Source organism: Ignavigranum ruoffiae (assembly GCF_023195815.2).
Classification (GTDB): Bacteria; Bacillota; Bacilli; order Lactobacillales; family Aerococcaceae; genus Ignavigranum; species Ignavigranum ruoffiae.
The window spans coordinates 1,107,260-1,122,715 of record NZ_CP096206.2 but is presented as its reverse complement, the minus strand read 5'-3'; the positions used below and the strand labels follow the sequence as shown (position 1 = coordinate 1,122,715).

Genomic DNA, 15,456 nt, shown 5'->3' with positions numbered 1-15,456 from the left:
GTTTTGATATGAAATTTGTGGGGGTGTTATTTTGGCTCAATTTCCGTCCAGGATAAAAAGTTTTGAAGGATTAAAAGGCTTCGCTGTGGCGATGGTAATTTTCTATCATCTATTTCCAAATTATGTTCCAGGCGGGTTCTTAATGGTAAATACCTTCTTGGTGCTTGGTGGTTATTTCTTCGCCTATAAAATGGAGAAGCACCAGCCAGTCGACCAGAAAACAAATTACCCGGCCATTGGTCGCTATCTTTTAAAAACTTTTGAGCGTTTATTCCTGCCACTTTTATGGATGATGATGATAATTGTTCTGGGCTTTGTACTATTTAAACCGATTGAATTGCATTATATCCGCAATGATATGCTTTCTGCGCTAGCATTTGTGAGTAATTGGTATCAAATTTTCTCAGATCAATCTTATTTTGTCCAAATGACCAATGCGACACCATTTACTCATCTCTGGTACAATGCCATCTATCTTCAATCCTTCATTCTGGCAATTCCTTTATTTTTACTGACCAAGCGCTTTAAGTTCTCTTTGCCTGCCAAGGGAATTTTTTGGGCGATCATAGTTATTCTAAGTCATAGTCTGATGTTGTTTCTTTATAAGCCAGGAGATGATCCGACTAGGGTTTATTATGGTTTAGACACTCGGTTTTCATCTTTTGCTTTAGGGATGGCAACGGCCTATAGTTTGCCGACCATCTTAAATTATTTACAGAACTTGAAACATCGCAAAAGTTTTTATTCAATCTTTGCCGTGTTGGTTACAGGATTGACCCTGTTCTTTGTCTTGACCACGAAAGATAATTCGGCATGGACCTATGAATTAGTGATGACTTATTTTAATTTGATTTCCATGTTTCTTCTATGGTTAATTACGATTAATCCACCGATTACACGTTTTTTCTGGGGCAATCCGATTTTTGATGTTATTGGTAAGCGGTCCTATTCGTATTATCTCTGGTATTATCCAGTGATTGTCATCATGATGGGGCAATTCCGCCGTTTCAATGGTAATATGCTAATGATTAATAGTCTCAGTATTTTAGGGATTATTTTCTTCGGCGAAGTGACTTATCGCTTGGCAGAGAGACCGATTTGGCAGATTCCTTTCGCCAATCAATGGGATTGGTATAAGAATTTGGCTCTGTTAAAAGATCGGACCCAACCGAAAAAATGGTTTGCTCGCTGTGTGTTTTCAGGACTATTCTGTCTAGCTTTGATTGGCTTCGGCTTTGCCGTGTTTAATAGTCGCAATGATAAACGGGTTGCTTTGTTCGAACTAGAGTATCAAACCTATCGCTTTGCGCCAAACATGCTCAAAGAGGCCTATCCGGCTGAAAAACCGCTAATCAAAGTCAAAGATGAGATCAAGGATTTAGACCAGCATTTTGCGACTCGGGTCAGCCGTCAAGCTGATCAAGAAGATACGGTCAAATCGTTGACGGATCATTATATTAAGAATCGAGAAAATGAACGTTTGGTCAATTATCTGGTAAATGTGAAACAAGATCAGATTCAAGCTTTTCTTGATCGACTCAATGAGAATCAGGGACTCTTTGATGAATTAGAAGCTTTTCATCCAACTGTCGTTGAAAACTTAAGTAAAGAAGAGCTACTTTTCGCCACTGAAGTACCAATGACATTATTTGGTGATTCGATTGTCAGCATTAATGGTATAAATACCTTAGAAATTTTCTTGAATGGGAATTATTATGGTCAGGGTAGTTTACAAATTTGGGATGCAATTCCTATTTATAAACAAATGCTTGCCGATGGTGAGGTTCAAGAAAATGTGGTCATTAATTTGGGCACCAATGCCAGTTTAGACCGACCAGCCTTAGACGAGATGATTGAATTATCTGGTGACCGTCAGGTATTCTTTATTAATACAAATTCTCGTGTTCAACATATTGATGAAGTCAATCGATTAATTAAGGAAGTGGCTGAGGACTATCCAAATGTCCACGAAATTGATTGGCATAGTTATCAAGAGGGTCACCCTGATTGGTATGGCGAGGATGAGATCCACCATTCACCATTAGGTATGGAACACTTTACCATTATTATTGCGAAGACCCTTTATAAAGTTTTGCAAGAAAGTCACTAAAAAGACTTGATTATTAAATTTAAGTAGGTTACACTATTTGAGTGGCTGTTTGTTGCTATCTTTTGCATCGACGAACGAAGCTGCGAAGCAATTATTAAGCCCCATGCTCAGATTAACGAATCACCAACGTTTTTCTTAGCATTGGGACTATTTTTAAAAAGAAAGAGGTGAAATGAGATGGCATTGACTAAAGAAATGAAACAACAAATTATTGCTGATTATGCTACTCATGAAGGAGATACTGGTTCTCCAGAAGTACAAATTGCATTGTTAACACATGATATTAATTCATTAAATGAACATATTCATACCCATAAGAAAGATTTCCATTCTTATCGTGGGCTTATGAAGAAAATCGGTCATCGTCGTAACTTGTTAGCATACTTACGTGAGAACGATGTACAACGTTACCGTGAATTAATCCAACGTTTAGGATTACGTCGCTAATCAACATCATCAGGGCAGCTTTTGTCCTGATTTTTTTGCGTCTTGAGATATTATTATGTTAAAATGTTTGTTGGGAGTTCGTTAGCTTAGCTAGCTTGCTACTATACAAGTATGAGTTTTTTATCCGATTAAAAGACTGATATTTGTTTAGTAGTCTCCCAATTCATAACAAAGGAGAACTAGAATGACAAAACATGTATTTGAAACAGAATGGGGCGGGCGTAAATTGGTTGTAGAAACCGGTCATGTAGCTCAACAAGCCAATGCAGCCGTCTTAGTTCGCTATGGTGATACAGTAGTTCTAACTGCTGTAGTCGGTGAGAAAGAAGCTAAAGAAAATCAAGACTTCTTTCCTTTGACCGTAAATTATGAGGAAAAAATGTACGCTGTCGGAAAAATTCCAGGTGGCTACATTAAACGAGAAGGGCGTCCTTCTGAACATGCTACCTTGACTGCCAGATTGATTGACCGGCCGATTCGTCCGATGTTCCCAGAAGGTTTCTTTAATGAAGTCCAAGTCATTAATACTGTCCTATCAGTGGATCAAGATAATACGCCGGAAATGGCCGCCATGCTAGGATCATCCTTAGCCTTAACCATTTCTGATATTCCTTTTGATGGTCCCATTGCCGGTGTTCATGTTGGCCGTGTTGATGGTAAATTTGTGATTAATCCTTCTGTTGAACAAAAAGCAGCCTCAGATCTAGATTTAACCGTGGCTGGTTCTAAAACAGCCATTAACATGGTGGAATCATCCGCTCAAGAATTATCAGAAGAAGTGATGCTTGGAGCCTTATTATTTGGCCACCAAGCAATTCAAGAATTATGTCGCTTCCAAGAAGATATCCGGTCAGCGATTGGCCAAGAGAAGATGGCAGTGGATCTCAGACAAATTGATCCGATCCTGTTAGCTGAGATTCAAGAGCAATACAATCCGCTGATGACCGAAGCTATTCAAACCTTTGATAAATTGGAGCGGGAAGCCAATATTCAAGCCGTCAAAGAAAAAATTCATGATGATTATCAAGCTCGCTGGTCTGAGGAAGAAGAGCTTGACCAAAAATTGCAACAAATTATTGCAATTGCTGATCAATTAGAATTCGATGAAGTACGTCGCTTAATTACAGATGATAAGGTTCGTCCGGATGGTCGACGAATCGATGAAATTCGTCCTTTATCTTCTGAAGTGGCTTTCCTACCTCGGGCTCATGGGTCAGCTTTATTTACTCGAGGACAAACTCAAGCTTTATCAGCACTAACGCTCGCGCCATTAAGTGAACAACAATCTTTAGACGGTCTAGGCTTAGAAGAATCACGTCGCTTTATGCATCATTATAATTTCCCTCAATATTCAGTCGGGTCAACCGGCCGCTATGGTTCACCTGGTCGACGTGAGATTGGTCATGGGGCATTAGGACATCGCGCCATTGAACCGATCCTTCCGAGCGAAGAAGACTTTCCATATGCCATTCGTTTGGTTGCTGAAGTTTTAGAATCGAATGGGTCTTCTTCTCAGGCTTCCATTTGTGCGGGAATCTTAGCCTTAATGGATGGCGGTGTGCCCATTAAAGCACCGGTTGCTGGAATTGCTATGGGCTTAATGATGAATCCAAATGATGAAAGTAAGTATACTATTTTAACAGATATCCAAGGATTGGAAGATCATTTGGGTGATATGGACTTTAAGGTTGCAGGTAGCCGCCAAGGGATTACGGCCTTACAGATGGATATTAAGATTAAGGGCATTACTGAACAAATCTTGCGTGAATCGCTGGCACAAGCTCGGATCGCCCGGATGCAATTATTAGACCATCTTGCTTCAACGATTGCTGCTCCTCGTCCAGATTTAAGTCCTTATGCACCGAAGATAGAAATGATGAAGATTGACCCGGACCAAATTAAAGTGGTAATTGGTAAGGGTGGTGAAACCATCAATAAAATTATTGATGAAACAGGTGTCAAGATTGATATCGACGATGATGGCAACCTATCAATCGCTTCAAGTGATCAAGCGATGATTGATCGGGCCAAAGAAATAATTGAAATCTTAACGCATGAAATCGTTGCTGGTGAAGTCTATGAAGGGGTCGTTAAACGGATTGAGAAGTTCGGTGCTTTTGTAGAAATCCTGCCGAAAAAAGAAGGCATGATTCATATCTCTGAACTAGAACATCATCGGGTAGCTAAAGTTGAAGACGTGTTAGCGATTGGTGATCGGGTTAAAGTCAAGGTCATGGAAATTGATCCACGAGGCCGAATTAATCTTTCCCGTAAAGCCTTACTAGAAAGAGAAAAATAGGAATCTATCAAGACATACTCTAGTATGTTGATATCGTTGATTGTTTTTAGGACCTGGAAATCTGATTTATTAGACAGCAAAAAGATTTATAGAGACAAAATGCCCCCCTAAAGTTGGCTGCATGGTTCAACTTTAGGGGGCATTCGATTTTATAAAAATTTTCTGGTTTCTGTCTATTTATCGCTGAATTTTCGTTTGAACAACCATAACAATAGCTTATTAGGTCATAGCAGACAGCCCTTCTACTAATTTTGTACTTCAAACTTCTGCGTAAAGCCATAATATATGCCGATTAAAATCAGAGAGGCAGATAGATAAATTTCAGTTAAATGATCTGTTACAAAATTAAAGATATTCATTAATTTATTAATATCTAATAATTGAAATTGTTCTGAAGTAAGAATCATCGTTGATAGGCCAGAAATAATTGGGACTAAAATTAGCGGTATTAATATTTTCCAACCAATTTTATAAAAGCTGTAAGACAGAATCGCATAAAAGAGCATTTTGGCTAACATAATGAAGTAATCTTGCCAGTTTAGGGTTTGGAAAGCCAATTGAAATAGATTTGCTGAGGAATCTGTCGTAGCAATATCCCCGAACTTATTCAAATAAAGAGATAGACCGGTAATGATTAAATAAATCGGTATATTAATTAGAAAATAATAACGCCGGCTAATCCCTAGACGTAAGGCCGAATCGTAGTATGAAAGGCCATCGAAAATTGGTATTAAGAAACTCAAAAAGTAAACAAATAACATGAAAATGACTGCCAGATCGTAAATATCAGGCATTGTACTAAAGATAAATCCGCTTCCGGGTGCCTTTAAAAAAAAGTCAATTACTAAGCCTAAAAACAGCAAAAATAAAGTAAAGTAGCTTCCATATTTAAAAGATTCTAAGAGTTGTATTTTTCTAAGTGTGAGTGCACGTTTCATATTATCCCTCCATTAAATAATTAAAGAGTGCTTGCAAACCCAGTGAATCGACCTTGCCACCCGCTTGGTGAATCTGTTCGATTTCATCTTTGCTTAAATCATCATAGATATCAATAGTTTCTAAACCAGATAAGTTTTCTTGGTGAATAATATTCTTGTTGTTAAGCTGATAATTGATGACTCGATAAGCTTTGTTTTGAATCTCGCTTAAGGGCTGATGCATTAATATTTTGGCATCTTTTAACATAATGACATCGGTTAAGTAAGGTTCAACTTCTTGGATTAGATGAGTTGATAGAATAAACATGCGCGGATGTTGTTGATGGTCTTCAATTAGATGCCGGAAGAATATTTGCCGGTTGACTGAATCCAATCCGTTCGTTGGTTCATCGAGAATGGTAATGGCCGAGCGGCTAGCTAAACCTAGTATATTTTGTACCAGGGTTTTATTACCGGTAGATAGTTTGCTAAATTTACTTTTCTGGTCTAAGTGAAAGTCGGCTAGCATCTTCTTGGCGAAATCCAGATCGAAATTAGCAAACAATTGTTGATATACTTTTAATAGTTTATTGATTTTACCTTGGAAAAGATGATTGTTTTTGTAAATATCCCCACCGACATAGATGAGCTGACTTAAAGCTTCAGGATTATCTTTGAGATTTTGTCCATTGAGCTCAATTCGTCCCCGATATGTCGGGATCATGTTATAGAGCATACGCATCATCGTGGTTTTGCCGGCTCCGTTACGACCCAATAGACCATAAATTCCTTCTTGATTATTTAACTCGAGATTAATATTATATAAAACCATGTTTTTACCATAAGCTTTCTCCAACTCAATCATTTTTAGCATGGTATTCCTCCTTAATCATTTGTTCTAATTCTGTCATTGAAATATCTAACTGCTGGGCTTCAAGGATAAATTCAGGTAACAAAGTGTGCATGAAACGCTTTTTTCGTTCTTGGCGAATAATCGCCAGAGCTTCTTCACTAACAAACATACCTAAACCTCTTTTCTTAAATAGGATTCCCTGATCGACAAGGGCATTAAGTCCCTTACCAGCCGTTGCCGGATTGACTTGCATAATTCTAGAAAAATCATTCATCGAAGGAACTTGATCTTCCGCCTTTAGGTGACCTTGAAGAATTTCGTTCTCTATGTATCTCGAAATTTGCAGATAGATGGGGATATCCTTAATCATTGCTTCACCTCGCTCTACTAGATAACTGGCTAGTTACTTAACTAACTAACCGCTGAAGCTATCATAACTGAGGTTTTTTAATTTTGCAAGGGATTTTTAACTTTTAGTCATAATTTTATATTTATCCGCTAATTATGCTATAATGAATAAGTGTTTAAACAAGTGACAGTTATTAAAATATATATTATGAGGTGAATTATGAGTTTGATTAGAGTGATCCCGCTTGGCGGCATCCGCGAAGAAGGGAAGAATATGTATGTTATCGAGGTGAATGAATCGATCTTTATTCTGGACTGTGGTTTAGTCTATCCAGAAGATGAGATGCTGGGGATTGATGCAGTGATTCCCGACTTTTCTTATATTGAAGAGAACAAGGATCGGGTGCTAGGTATTTTCTTAACCCATGGCCATGAAGATGCCGTGGGTGCTTTATCTTATTTATTAAAGAAAGTAGACGCACCGGTCTTCGGTACGGAATTGACCATTGAATTGGCAACCATCTCAGCCAAAAATAAAGGATTACAAGATCGGGTCGAAAATTTCTTTATTATCGATGAAGACACTGAAATTGAATTTGAAGATGCAACGATTTCTTTCTTTAAGACCACCCATACTATTCCAGATTCTGTGGGAATCGTCTTGAAGACCGATGAAGGATCGATTGTGTATACAGGTGATTTTAAATTTGATCCCAATGCCTCACCTTTATACCAGACTGATTTCTCCCGCCTGACAAAAATTGGTGACGATCAAGTCTTGCTTTTATTAAGTGATTCAGCGAATGCTGAGAACCAAGAATTGAACGTCAATGATTTGAAGATAGTTGAAGAATTAGAGTCGGTTTTTTATAATGCTGAAGGTCGGGTGATTGTTGCTTGTATAGGTTCCAATATTTCGCGAATTCAACAAGTCTTTGATGCTGCTCAACGCAGTCAGCGCCGGGTCTTTATTACTGGAGATAATTTAATTGATATTGTGGATACATCCATTCAACTTGGCAAAATTTATTTACCAAGTAAGGACGTCATCGGCCAAATGAAAGACCTTAAGAAGACAGATGATGATGAGATTGTGGTCTTAGAGACAGACGATATTGGTGAACCCATCAAGGCATTAGAGATGATGGCTCGGCATAAACATAAGCAAGTCAACTTAAAAGAAGGGGATCTGGTTTATATCGCCACCACCCCATCCATTAGTGTCGAGACCACCTTAGCTAAAACCAAGGACCTGATTTATCGGGCCGGGGCTGAAGTGAAGACGATTACGGATCATTATCGGGTTTCCGGTCATGCGAGTCAGAATGATTTGAAACTGATGCTGAACTTTCTTAAACCACAATATTTGTTGCCAGTGAATGGCGAGTCACGGATGTTGGCTGCCCATGCTAAATTAGCGAAAGAACTGGGTTATGACGATTTCCATATCTTTTTACCTCAAAATGGAGATATCTTAGAGTATAAAAAAGGAAATATTAGTCTAGCCGGTCAAGTTCCTGCCGGGGATGTCTTGGTGGATGGATTAGGAGTCGGTGATATTGGCAACGTAGTTCTCCGCGATCGCAGAGTCTTGAGTGAAGATGGTATTTTTATCGTAGTAGCAACTATTTCCCGTCGGTTAAAAAGAGTCCTTGTCGGCCCTCAAATTTCTTCTCGTGGCTTTGTTTATATGAAAACCTCGATTGATTTGATTCAAATGTGTTCAGATATGACTTTAGATGTTCTAGAAGACCATTTAGCTCGATCTGATTTTGATTGGGGCGAGTTAAAGGCTGATTTAAGAGAAAAGTTAGGAAAATTCTTGTTCAAAGAAACTCAACGACGCCCTGTAGTTCTACCAATCATTATGGAAGCTTCGAGTTATCAACCTAAAGATGAGTAAGGAGAGTCGAATGAATAGAAGAATATTTCGTCAACTTATTGAGTTGCTAATCGCAAGTATCTTAAGTTTAGTCATTGTTTGGCTGACCCGCCAATCGCTGGAGATGGATGGGGTTTATTTTGAAGCTTTGGGGCTAATACCTTTAATCTGGTTGACCTTGAGGTATGGAGCTCCTTTGGGAATTCTTTCTGGAGCCTTAACCGGCTTTGTCCTCGGTTCAATAGATTATGGATTCAATCACTTGGCTGTTATTTTTGTCTATGCGGTATTACCTTTACTTTTTGTCGGTTTAGCGGGCTTTTTCAGCAAATATACGCAAAAGACTTTGAATAATCGTCGTTTGTCTTCGACTTATTTAAATATCTCCACCGCTACCTTCATTGTGACTGTGGTCTTTAGCCTACTGAAGGCCAACATACTTGCTAAGGTGGTTGAATTTCCGATCTTAGCGAATTTGACTCAAGTATCATTTTGGCTGGGTCTACTGGCTTTGGTCGCCTTGATGAGTCTTATTTTGTGTCTGTTAGCAAAGTTCCAACCAAAACTGATAATTCCCAAACGCAGTAAATTCTTGAATCGTCATGAGACGAGTTCACTCTTAAATGACTAGAAACAGAAAAAACGCTTCACCTAGGAAGTCCTATGGGACACATTTTCTAGGGAAGCGTATTTTTATTTCGATATGCCTTATTGGTTTGCTTCAATAAACATTGAAGATTTTTGAAAGCAAACTTATTCGCTAACAAATCCAGCATGTTACTGGGTTAGTATGAGTCGATGGTTTTGACGGAAAGAATCTGTTCGGTAAAAATGTTAAAACTTTCTTCAGTGTAGGCTTCACGCAAAAGAATACTGCGATCTGCCGAAATTGGAGCCTCTACATAAACCAAGCTGGTTTCTTCTTGAATCTGCTCTTGTCCATCATAATATTCGTAGGTAATCCAAATCGGTTCGAGAGAAACGAAATGTTCATGGAGTAGATGCTCGATTAACAAGAGATTCATAATGGTAGGTTGAGGATATCCTTGAGGTTGACTCAGAAAAGGGGCCATCCATTGATGGAATTGTTTTTTTAATGTATAGGTTAATTTTTCTTGTGAGAGTTCCATGTTATTCCTCCTGTATAATCACGAACATGTGTTTGCATTTATAGTATACGAACACATGTTCTTGTTGTCAAGTAGTTTTATTTGTTGGGCTTAATTTAGCTTAGGTGTTTTTATTTATTAATAGGATTTGTTATAATCAACTATGGATTAATTTGCGGAGGTGAAATCATGGTTAATAAAACGTTGGAAATCATTAAAAATATTGAAGACGAAGCTCAGGCGATCCAAGAAAGTTACCAAAAACAAGTTGCTGAATTTCAGCAAAAATTAGACCTGAAACTTCAGAATCAATCCGAAACGTTTCAAACCGATATTCAAAAAGAAGCCCTGACTTTAGAGGACAGTCTGAAGAAAGAATCAGAACAAGCCCAGCTTGATTTAGAAAAAACTATTGAACACTATCAAAAACGTAGTCAAGAAGCGATTCAAGAGAAGAAGGATACTTTGACTGACTACATTATCGATCGAATAATTCAAAGATATTCTTAATACTAGAAGAAGAGGTGATTGAATGGACGAATTTGATAAATTAAAACGTTCCGTCATTGAACAAGCCGAACAAAAGGGAAAAGAATATTATCAACGAGAAGTTCGGAAATTAGAACAAAGCTATAAGGAAAAGTTCAATGATTTGAATCGGTCTTATGAAGAGAATCGTCAACAAGCCTTGGCTAAGGTAAGACATCATCATGACCGTCTCATCCAACAAATTCAGAACAAAGAGCGTCAAACTTCCTTAGTATCTAAACAAGAAATTTTGACTAGCCTATTTGAAGAAACAGTGCATAAAATGACTCAGTGGACAGTTGAAGATGAGACCCGTTTTATTCAAAGAATACTTAATAAATATCAAGGACAACCTTTGACTTTGCTTTTAGGCCAAAAGACCTTAGCTAAATTCTCTCAGAGAGATCTTGATCAACTGCAAAAAGAATTTCCCAATATTCAGATAAGCCAGGAATCGATTTCTGGTCAAGCTGGTTTTAAATTGGTTATGAACCAAATTGACTATAATTATTTATATGCTGATTTAGTGAAGGATAGTCAAAGAGAGATTAGCAGTGATATTGCTCAGCGAATCTTTGTAGAATCTGATGCAGAGTAAAGAAAGTAGGTGACTTCAATGGCAACAACCTATAAAATTGGGATCATTGGAAATAAGGATGCCATTTTACCGTTTCGTATCATTGGCTTCGATATATATCCGGTATTGACTGCCAGTGAAGCGAAAGAAACGATTAAACAATTAGCAGAGGAGAATTATGGTATTATCTATCTTACCGAAGACTTTGCCCAACAGATTCCTGATACCATAAAATATTACGATACACAAGTAACCCCTGCGATTATTCTCTTGCCGAGTCATCGGGGGAATTTAGGGATTGGTTTACAAAGAATTCAGGATAATGTTGAAAAAGCTGTTGGTGCAAATATATTGTAGGGAGGAACTATATTGAGTAAAGGTACAATCATAAAAGTTTCTGGACCATTGATCGAAGCTTCTGGAATGGCTGATGCTAATATTCAGGACATTTGTCGGGTCGGAGACCTCGGACTCATTGGTGAAATTATTCAAATGCACGGGGACGTAGCTTCCATTCAAGTTTATGAAGAAACATCAGGAGTAGGGCCGGGAGAATCGGTCGAATCGACACATAAACCATTGTCGGTTGAATTAGGCCCTGGCTTGATGTCGCAAATGTTCGATGGAATTCAACGACCGTTAAATACTTTCAAAGAAAAAACTCAATCAGACTACTTGGAAAGAGGGGTCGTTGTTCCGGTCCTTGACCAAGATAAGCTTTGGGAATTCACGGCCCAGAAGAAGGTTGGCGATCAAGTGTCGGCTGGAGATATTCTTGGGGTTGTCCAAGAAACTGAAGTTGTTGAACACCGGATAATGGTTCCTTATGGTATTGAAGGAACCGTAGCTTCTATTCAGTCCGGTAGTTTTACAGTCAAAGATAATGTTTATCAAATTGAACTCGCCAACGGTGAAGTGTACGAAGGCAGTCTGGTTCAAACTTGGCCAGTTCGACGGGGTCGTCCCTATGCTCGCAAATTAAAACCTTTGAAACCACTGGTAACCGGTCAACGGGTTATCGACACCTTCTTCCCCGTTGCTAAAGGTGGGGCAGCAGCGATCCCTGGACCTTTTGGGGCAGGGAAGACGGTTATTCAACACCAGGTTGCCAAATTCTCCGATGTGGATATTGTGGTCTATGTTGGGTGTGGTGAACGGGGAAATGAAATGACTGAAGTATTAAACGAGTTTCCTTCTTTAATTGACCCAAACACAGGGAAATCTTTGATGGAGCGGACCATTCTGATTGCTAATACTTCCAATATGCCGGTGGCAGCGCGGGAGGCCTCGATCTATACTGGGATTACCATTGCTGAATATTTCCGTGATATGGGCTATTCAGTAGCCATCATGGCCGATTCAACCTCTCGTTGGGCTGAAGCCTTGCGGGAAATGTCAGGACGTTTAGAAGAAATGCCAGGGGACGAAGGATATCCTGCTTATCTAGGCTCCCGTTTGGCTGAATATTATGAACGATCTGGACTCATTGAAACCCTGGGTTCACCGGGCCGGGTAGGTTCAGTCACAGCAATCTCAGCCGTATCACCTCCAGGCGGAGATACCTCTGAACCGGTAACCCAAAATACCTTACGCGTATGTAAAGTATTCTGGGGATTAGATGCTAAGTTAGCTCAAAAACGTCACTTCCCATCTGTCCACTGGCTAGATTCTTATTCATTATATAGTGACGAGATTGGTCGCTATATTGACGAACAAACCAATTCCAATTGGTCAGTTAAAGTTCGTAAAGCAATGAATATCTTACAAAAAGAAAATGAATTAGAAGAAATTGTGCGCTTGGTAGGGATTGAGTCTTTATCAGACCGTGACCGAATTACCATGAATACAGCGCGGATGTTACGTGAAGACTACTTACAACAAAATGCCTATGATACGGTGGATACCTTTACTTCGTTCAATAAACAAACTGCTTTATTAACTAATATTTTATATTTCGATGAAAAAGCTCAAGAAGCGATTCAATTAGGGGCCTACTTACAAGACGTTATGGGTGGAACCGTTGAGTTGCGTGACCGGATTGCTCGTAGCAAGTTTATTGAAGAAGAGCGCTTAAATGACATTGAAAATCTGAAAAATGAGATTGAAACAACCTTAAGAGATATTCTCCAATCTGGAGGTGACCAAGCATGACAGAAATTAAAGAATATCGTACAGTTAGTCAAATCGAAGGACCTTTGATGCAAGTTGAAGGGGTCAAAGGAGCCAAATATAATGAACTGGTTGAAGTTCAAATGCATGATGGCCAAAGAAGACAAGGTCAAGTCTTAGAAGTTAACGGCGATTATGCGACCGTTCAATTATTTGAAGGGTCAGCCGGGGTAAACTTACGAGATACTCGTGTTCGCTTTACTGGTAGACCCCAACACCTAGCCGTATCTGAAGATATGGTGGGTCGTATCTTTAATGGGATGGGTAAAGTAATTGATGATGGTCCGGAAATTATCGCTGAGAAAGAATTAAATATTGAGGGCGAAGCAATCAATCCGGTAGCTCGGGAATATCCTGATGAATTTATTCAAACTGGAATTTCAACGATTGATCATTTGAATACCTTAGTTCGGGGTCAAAAGCTACCTATTTTCTCTGGTTCAGGACTTCCGCATAAAGAATTAGCTGCCCAGATTGCCCGGCAAGCAGCGGTGTTGAACTCTGATGATAATTTTGCCGTGGTCTTCGCCGCCATGGGAGTAACCTTTGAAGAGGCAGACTACTTTATGGAGAATCTTCGTGAGTCAGGGGCTTTAGATCGGTCTGTACTATTTATTAACTTGGCAGATGATCCTTCCATTGAACGACTAGCCACTCCAAAGATTGCTTTGACCACAGCGGAATATTTGGCTTTTGAAAAGGATATGCACGTGTTGGTAATTATGACCGATATCACGAACTATTGCGAGGCGTTGCGTGAAGTGTCTGCAGCTCGCCGAGAAGTCCCAGGCCGTCGTGGTTATCCGGGTTATCTGTATACCAATTTGGCAACCCTATATGAGCGAGCAGGCCGAATTGTCGGTAAGGAAGGTTCGGTTACCCAGTTACCTATTTTGACCATGCCAGAGGATGATATTACTCATCCGATTCCTGACTTAACCGGTTATATTACTGAGGGTCAAATTATCCTTTCCCGTGAATTGTATAACAACGGTTTCCGGCCACCGATTGATGTCCTACCTTCCCTATCGCGGTTAAAAGACGACGGAATTGGCGAAGGAAAGACACGCAAGGACCATGAGCCAACCATGAACCAAGTATTCGCGGCTTATGCTGAAGGTAAACAAGCCAAAGAGCTCTCAGCAGTATTAGGTGAAGCAGCCTTGTCGGAAACTGATAAGAAATACTTGGAGTTTGCGACTCAATTTGAAGAACGTTATGTTGACCAAGGCTTTACCACCAATCGGTCTATCTTTGACACACTGGAATTAGCCTGGGAACTCTTAAATATTCTGCCAAGAACCGAATTAAAACGGATTAAAGATCCGATGATTGACGAATTCCTTCCTGGTAAGGAGTGATAATATGGCCAGACTGAATGTCAAACCGACTCGAGGTGAGTTGGCAAAGCTCAAGCAACGATTAAAATTGGCGAGTCGCGGACATAAATTATTAAAGGATAAGCAAGATGAGTTGATGCGTCAATTTATTTTATTAATCCGCCAAAATAATGAAATCCGCAAGCAAGTCGAAGGTCAGCTACTAGATGTCATGCAGGATTTTGTGTTATCAAAAGCCACGCAAAACCAGTTAGCGATTGATGAATTGTTTGCAATACCGGCTAAAAGCACTCAACTTATTATTGAACAAGAAAATATCATGAGTGTGAAGGTTCCTAAGATGTTCACGGATATTCATGAAGAAGATCGGTCAGGAGAGATTGACTATTCTTTCCTAACCTCAAATGCCGGAATGGATGGGGCGATGGCGGCGATTGAAGAAAGTTTAGATGCTTTGCTGAAATTAGCCGAAACAGAAAAAACCTGTCAATTGATGGCGGATGAAATTGAGAAAACTAGACGACGGGTCAATGCTTTAGAATATCGGACCATTCCCGAATTGGAAGAAACAATTTATTTTATTGAAATGAAACTAGAAGAAGCTGAAAGATCAGCCTTAATTCGCATGATGAAAGTCAAAGATATGCGATAAATTATCGTTGAGTAAGTAAGAAATTCAATTTGATAAAGGCATTGGGCAATTTAGAGTGTACTTTCCTTTGATAAAGGTAAGTACCTTGAATATCCAATGCTTTTTTGCTTATTCACTTAAATTCTGATTAAGATTTGAAAAAAGCTGGTTCTTAGGTTTTATCTCGAGATAAAATATGATAGAATGAGTCACTAAGAAGTATTCGCAAAACAAAGGGAGGTCAAT

The 15,456-nt window shown here is 39.2% G+C and carries 15 protein-coding genes; 11 read left to right on the top strand and 4 right to left on the bottom strand.

From position 1 onward, the window contains the following. Window positions 1–31: 31 nt before the first annotated feature. The 3 genes from M0R79_RS05355 to pnp all read left to right on the top strand — a co-directional run bounded on the left by M0R79_RS05355 (window position 32) and on the right by pnp (window position 4,856). Complete coding sequence (locus tag M0R79_RS05355) at window positions 32–2,110, top strand: acyltransferase family protein (protein ID WP_259560281.1); 2,079 nt, start codon at window positions 32–34, stop codon at window positions 2,108–2,110. A gap of 177 nt (window positions 2,111–2,287) precedes the next feature. Next, window positions 2,288–2,557: a 30S ribosomal protein S15 gene (gene rpsO, locus M0R79_RS05350; RefSeq protein ID WP_092569603.1), complete on the top strand. Its 270-nt coding sequence runs from the start codon at window positions 2,288–2,290 to the stop codon at window positions 2,555–2,557. Window positions 2,558–2,741: 184 nt separating this feature from the next. After that, the gene (pnp, locus tag M0R79_RS05345) at window positions 2,742–4,856 is read left to right on the top strand and encodes a polyribonucleotide nucleotidyltransferase (protein WP_092569605.1); all 2,115 of its coding nucleotides are present in this window, start codon (window positions 2,742–2,744) and stop codon (window positions 4,854–4,856) included. A gap of 245 nt (window positions 4,857–5,101) precedes the next feature. Here pnp and M0R79_RS05340 read toward each other — a convergent pair whose 3' ends face one another. Genes M0R79_RS05340 through M0R79_RS05330 form a run of 3 tightly spaced genes read right to left on the bottom strand, consistent with a single transcriptional unit; the run spans window position 5,102 to window position 6,996 of the window. Next, entirely contained in the window at window positions 5,102–5,794 is a 693-nt protein-coding gene (locus M0R79_RS05340) for a hypothetical protein (protein WP_248416081.1), read from the bottom strand. A gap of 1 nt (window position 5,795) precedes the next feature. Continuing rightward, window positions 5,796–6,647, bottom strand: coding sequence for an ATP-binding cassette domain-containing protein (locus M0R79_RS05335; protein WP_248416082.1), 852 nt, complete (start codon window positions 6,645–6,647; stop codon window positions 5,796–5,798). Beyond that, on the bottom strand, window positions 6,631–6,996 hold the full coding sequence (locus tag M0R79_RS05330; protein ID WP_092569611.1) for a GntR family transcriptional regulator: 366 nt from the start codon (window positions 6,994–6,996) through the stop codon (window positions 6,631–6,633). The genes M0R79_RS05335 and M0R79_RS05330 overlap by 17 nt, the downstream gene beginning before the upstream one ends. 198 nt (window positions 6,997–7,194) lie before the next feature. On the opposite strand from M0R79_RS05330, the gene M0R79_RS05325 reads away from it, so the two are divergent. Continuing rightward, window positions 7,195–8,877: a ribonuclease J gene (locus M0R79_RS05325; RefSeq protein ID WP_248416083.1), complete on the top strand. Its 1,683-nt coding sequence runs from the start codon at window positions 7,195–7,197 to the stop codon at window positions 8,875–8,877. Between the two features lie 10 nt (window positions 8,878–8,887). Next, complete coding sequence (locus M0R79_RS05320) at window positions 8,888–9,487, top strand: energy-coupled thiamine transporter ThiT (RefSeq protein WP_159428801.1); 600 nt, start codon at window positions 8,888–8,890, stop codon at window positions 9,485–9,487. Between the two features lie 154 nt (window positions 9,488–9,641). On the opposite strand, the gene M0R79_RS05315 is transcribed toward M0R79_RS05320, so the two are convergent. After that, window positions 9,642–9,986, bottom strand: coding sequence for a hypothetical protein (locus tag M0R79_RS05315; RefSeq protein WP_092569617.1), 345 nt, complete (start codon window positions 9,984–9,986; stop codon window positions 9,642–9,644). 168 nt (window positions 9,987–10,154) lie between these two features. On the opposite strand from M0R79_RS05315, the gene M0R79_RS05310 reads away from it, so the two are divergent. The 6 genes from M0R79_RS05310 to M0R79_RS05285 are packed head-to-tail and all read left to right on the top strand — an operon-like array spanning window position 10,155 to window position 15,231. Further along, window positions 10,155–10,475 carry a hypothetical protein gene (locus M0R79_RS05310; protein ID WP_092569619.1) on the top strand — a complete coding sequence of 107 codons (321 nt, stop codon included), beginning with the start codon at window positions 10,155–10,157 and terminating at the stop codon, window positions 10,473–10,475. A gap of 22 nt (window positions 10,476–10,497) precedes the next feature. Then, a complete protein-coding gene (locus tag M0R79_RS05305) occupies window positions 10,498–11,091 on the top strand; it encodes a hypothetical protein (protein WP_092569621.1) in 594 nt (197 codons plus the stop codon). Window positions 11,092–11,109: 18 nt separating this feature from the next. Then, window positions 11,110–11,427: a V-type ATP synthase subunit F gene (locus M0R79_RS05300; RefSeq protein ID WP_092569623.1), complete on the top strand. Its 318-nt coding sequence runs from the start codon at window positions 11,110–11,112 to the stop codon at window positions 11,425–11,427. 12 nt (window positions 11,428–11,439) lie between these two features. Continuing rightward, window positions 11,440–13,221 carry a V-type ATP synthase subunit A gene (locus M0R79_RS05295; protein ID WP_248416084.1) on the top strand — a complete coding sequence of 594 codons (1,782 nt, stop codon included), beginning with the start codon at window positions 11,440–11,442 and terminating at the stop codon, window positions 13,219–13,221. Further along, entirely contained in the window at window positions 13,218–14,600 is a 1,383-nt protein-coding gene (locus M0R79_RS05290) for a V-type ATP synthase subunit B (protein ID WP_092569627.1), read from the top strand. The genes M0R79_RS05295 and M0R79_RS05290 overlap by 4 nt, the downstream gene beginning before the upstream one ends. A gap of 4 nt (window positions 14,601–14,604) precedes the next feature. Beyond that, on the top strand, window positions 14,605–15,231 hold the full coding sequence (locus M0R79_RS05285) for a V-type ATP synthase subunit D (RefSeq protein WP_092569629.1): 627 nt from the start codon (window positions 14,605–14,607) through the stop codon (window positions 15,229–15,231). The last annotated feature ends 225 nt before the right edge of the window (window positions 15,232–15,456 follow it).

Bases quoted from the DNA above. Each gene is read 5' to 3' on its own strand.
- rpsO (WP_092569603.1), top strand. From the start codon at position 2,288: ATGGCATTGACTAAAGAAATGAAACAACAAATTATTGCTGATTATGCT.
- pnp (WP_092569605.1), top strand. From the start codon at position 2,742: ATGACAAAACATGTATTTGAAACAGAATGGGGCGGGCGTAAATTGGTT.
- M0R79_RS05340 (WP_248416081.1), bottom strand. From the start codon at position 5,794: ATGAAACGTGCACTCACACTTAGAAAAATACAACTCTTAGAATCTTTT.
- M0R79_RS05335 (WP_248416082.1), bottom strand. From the start codon at position 6,647: ATGCTAAAAATGATTGAGTTGGAGAAAGCTTATGGTAAAAACATGGTT.
- M0R79_RS05330 (WP_092569611.1), bottom strand. From the start codon at position 6,996: ATGATTAAGGATATCCCCATCTATCTGCAAATTTCGAGATACATAGAG.
- M0R79_RS05325 (WP_248416083.1), top strand. From the start codon at position 7,195: ATGAGTTTGATTAGAGTGATCCCGCTTGGCGGCATCCGCGAAGAAGGG.
- M0R79_RS05320 (WP_159428801.1), top strand. From the start codon at position 8,888: ATGAATAGAAGAATATTTCGTCAACTTATTGAGTTGCTAATCGCAAGT.
- M0R79_RS05315 (WP_092569617.1), bottom strand. From the start codon at position 9,986: ATGGAACTCTCACAAGAAAAATTAACCTATACATTAAAAAAACAATTC.
- M0R79_RS05310 (WP_092569619.1), top strand. From the start codon at position 10,155: ATGGTTAATAAAACGTTGGAAATCATTAAAAATATTGAAGACGAAGCT.
- M0R79_RS05305 (WP_092569621.1), top strand. From the start codon at position 10,498: ATGGACGAATTTGATAAATTAAAACGTTCCGTCATTGAACAAGCCGAA.
- M0R79_RS05300 (WP_092569623.1), top strand. From the start codon at position 11,110: ATGGCAACAACCTATAAAATTGGGATCATTGGAAATAAGGATGCCATT.
- M0R79_RS05290 (WP_092569627.1), top strand. From the start codon at position 13,218: ATGACAGAAATTAAAGAATATCGTACAGTTAGTCAAATCGAAGGACCT.
- M0R79_RS05285 (WP_092569629.1), top strand. From the start codon at position 14,605: ATGGCCAGACTGAATGTCAAACCGACTCGAGGTGAGTTGGCAAAGCTC.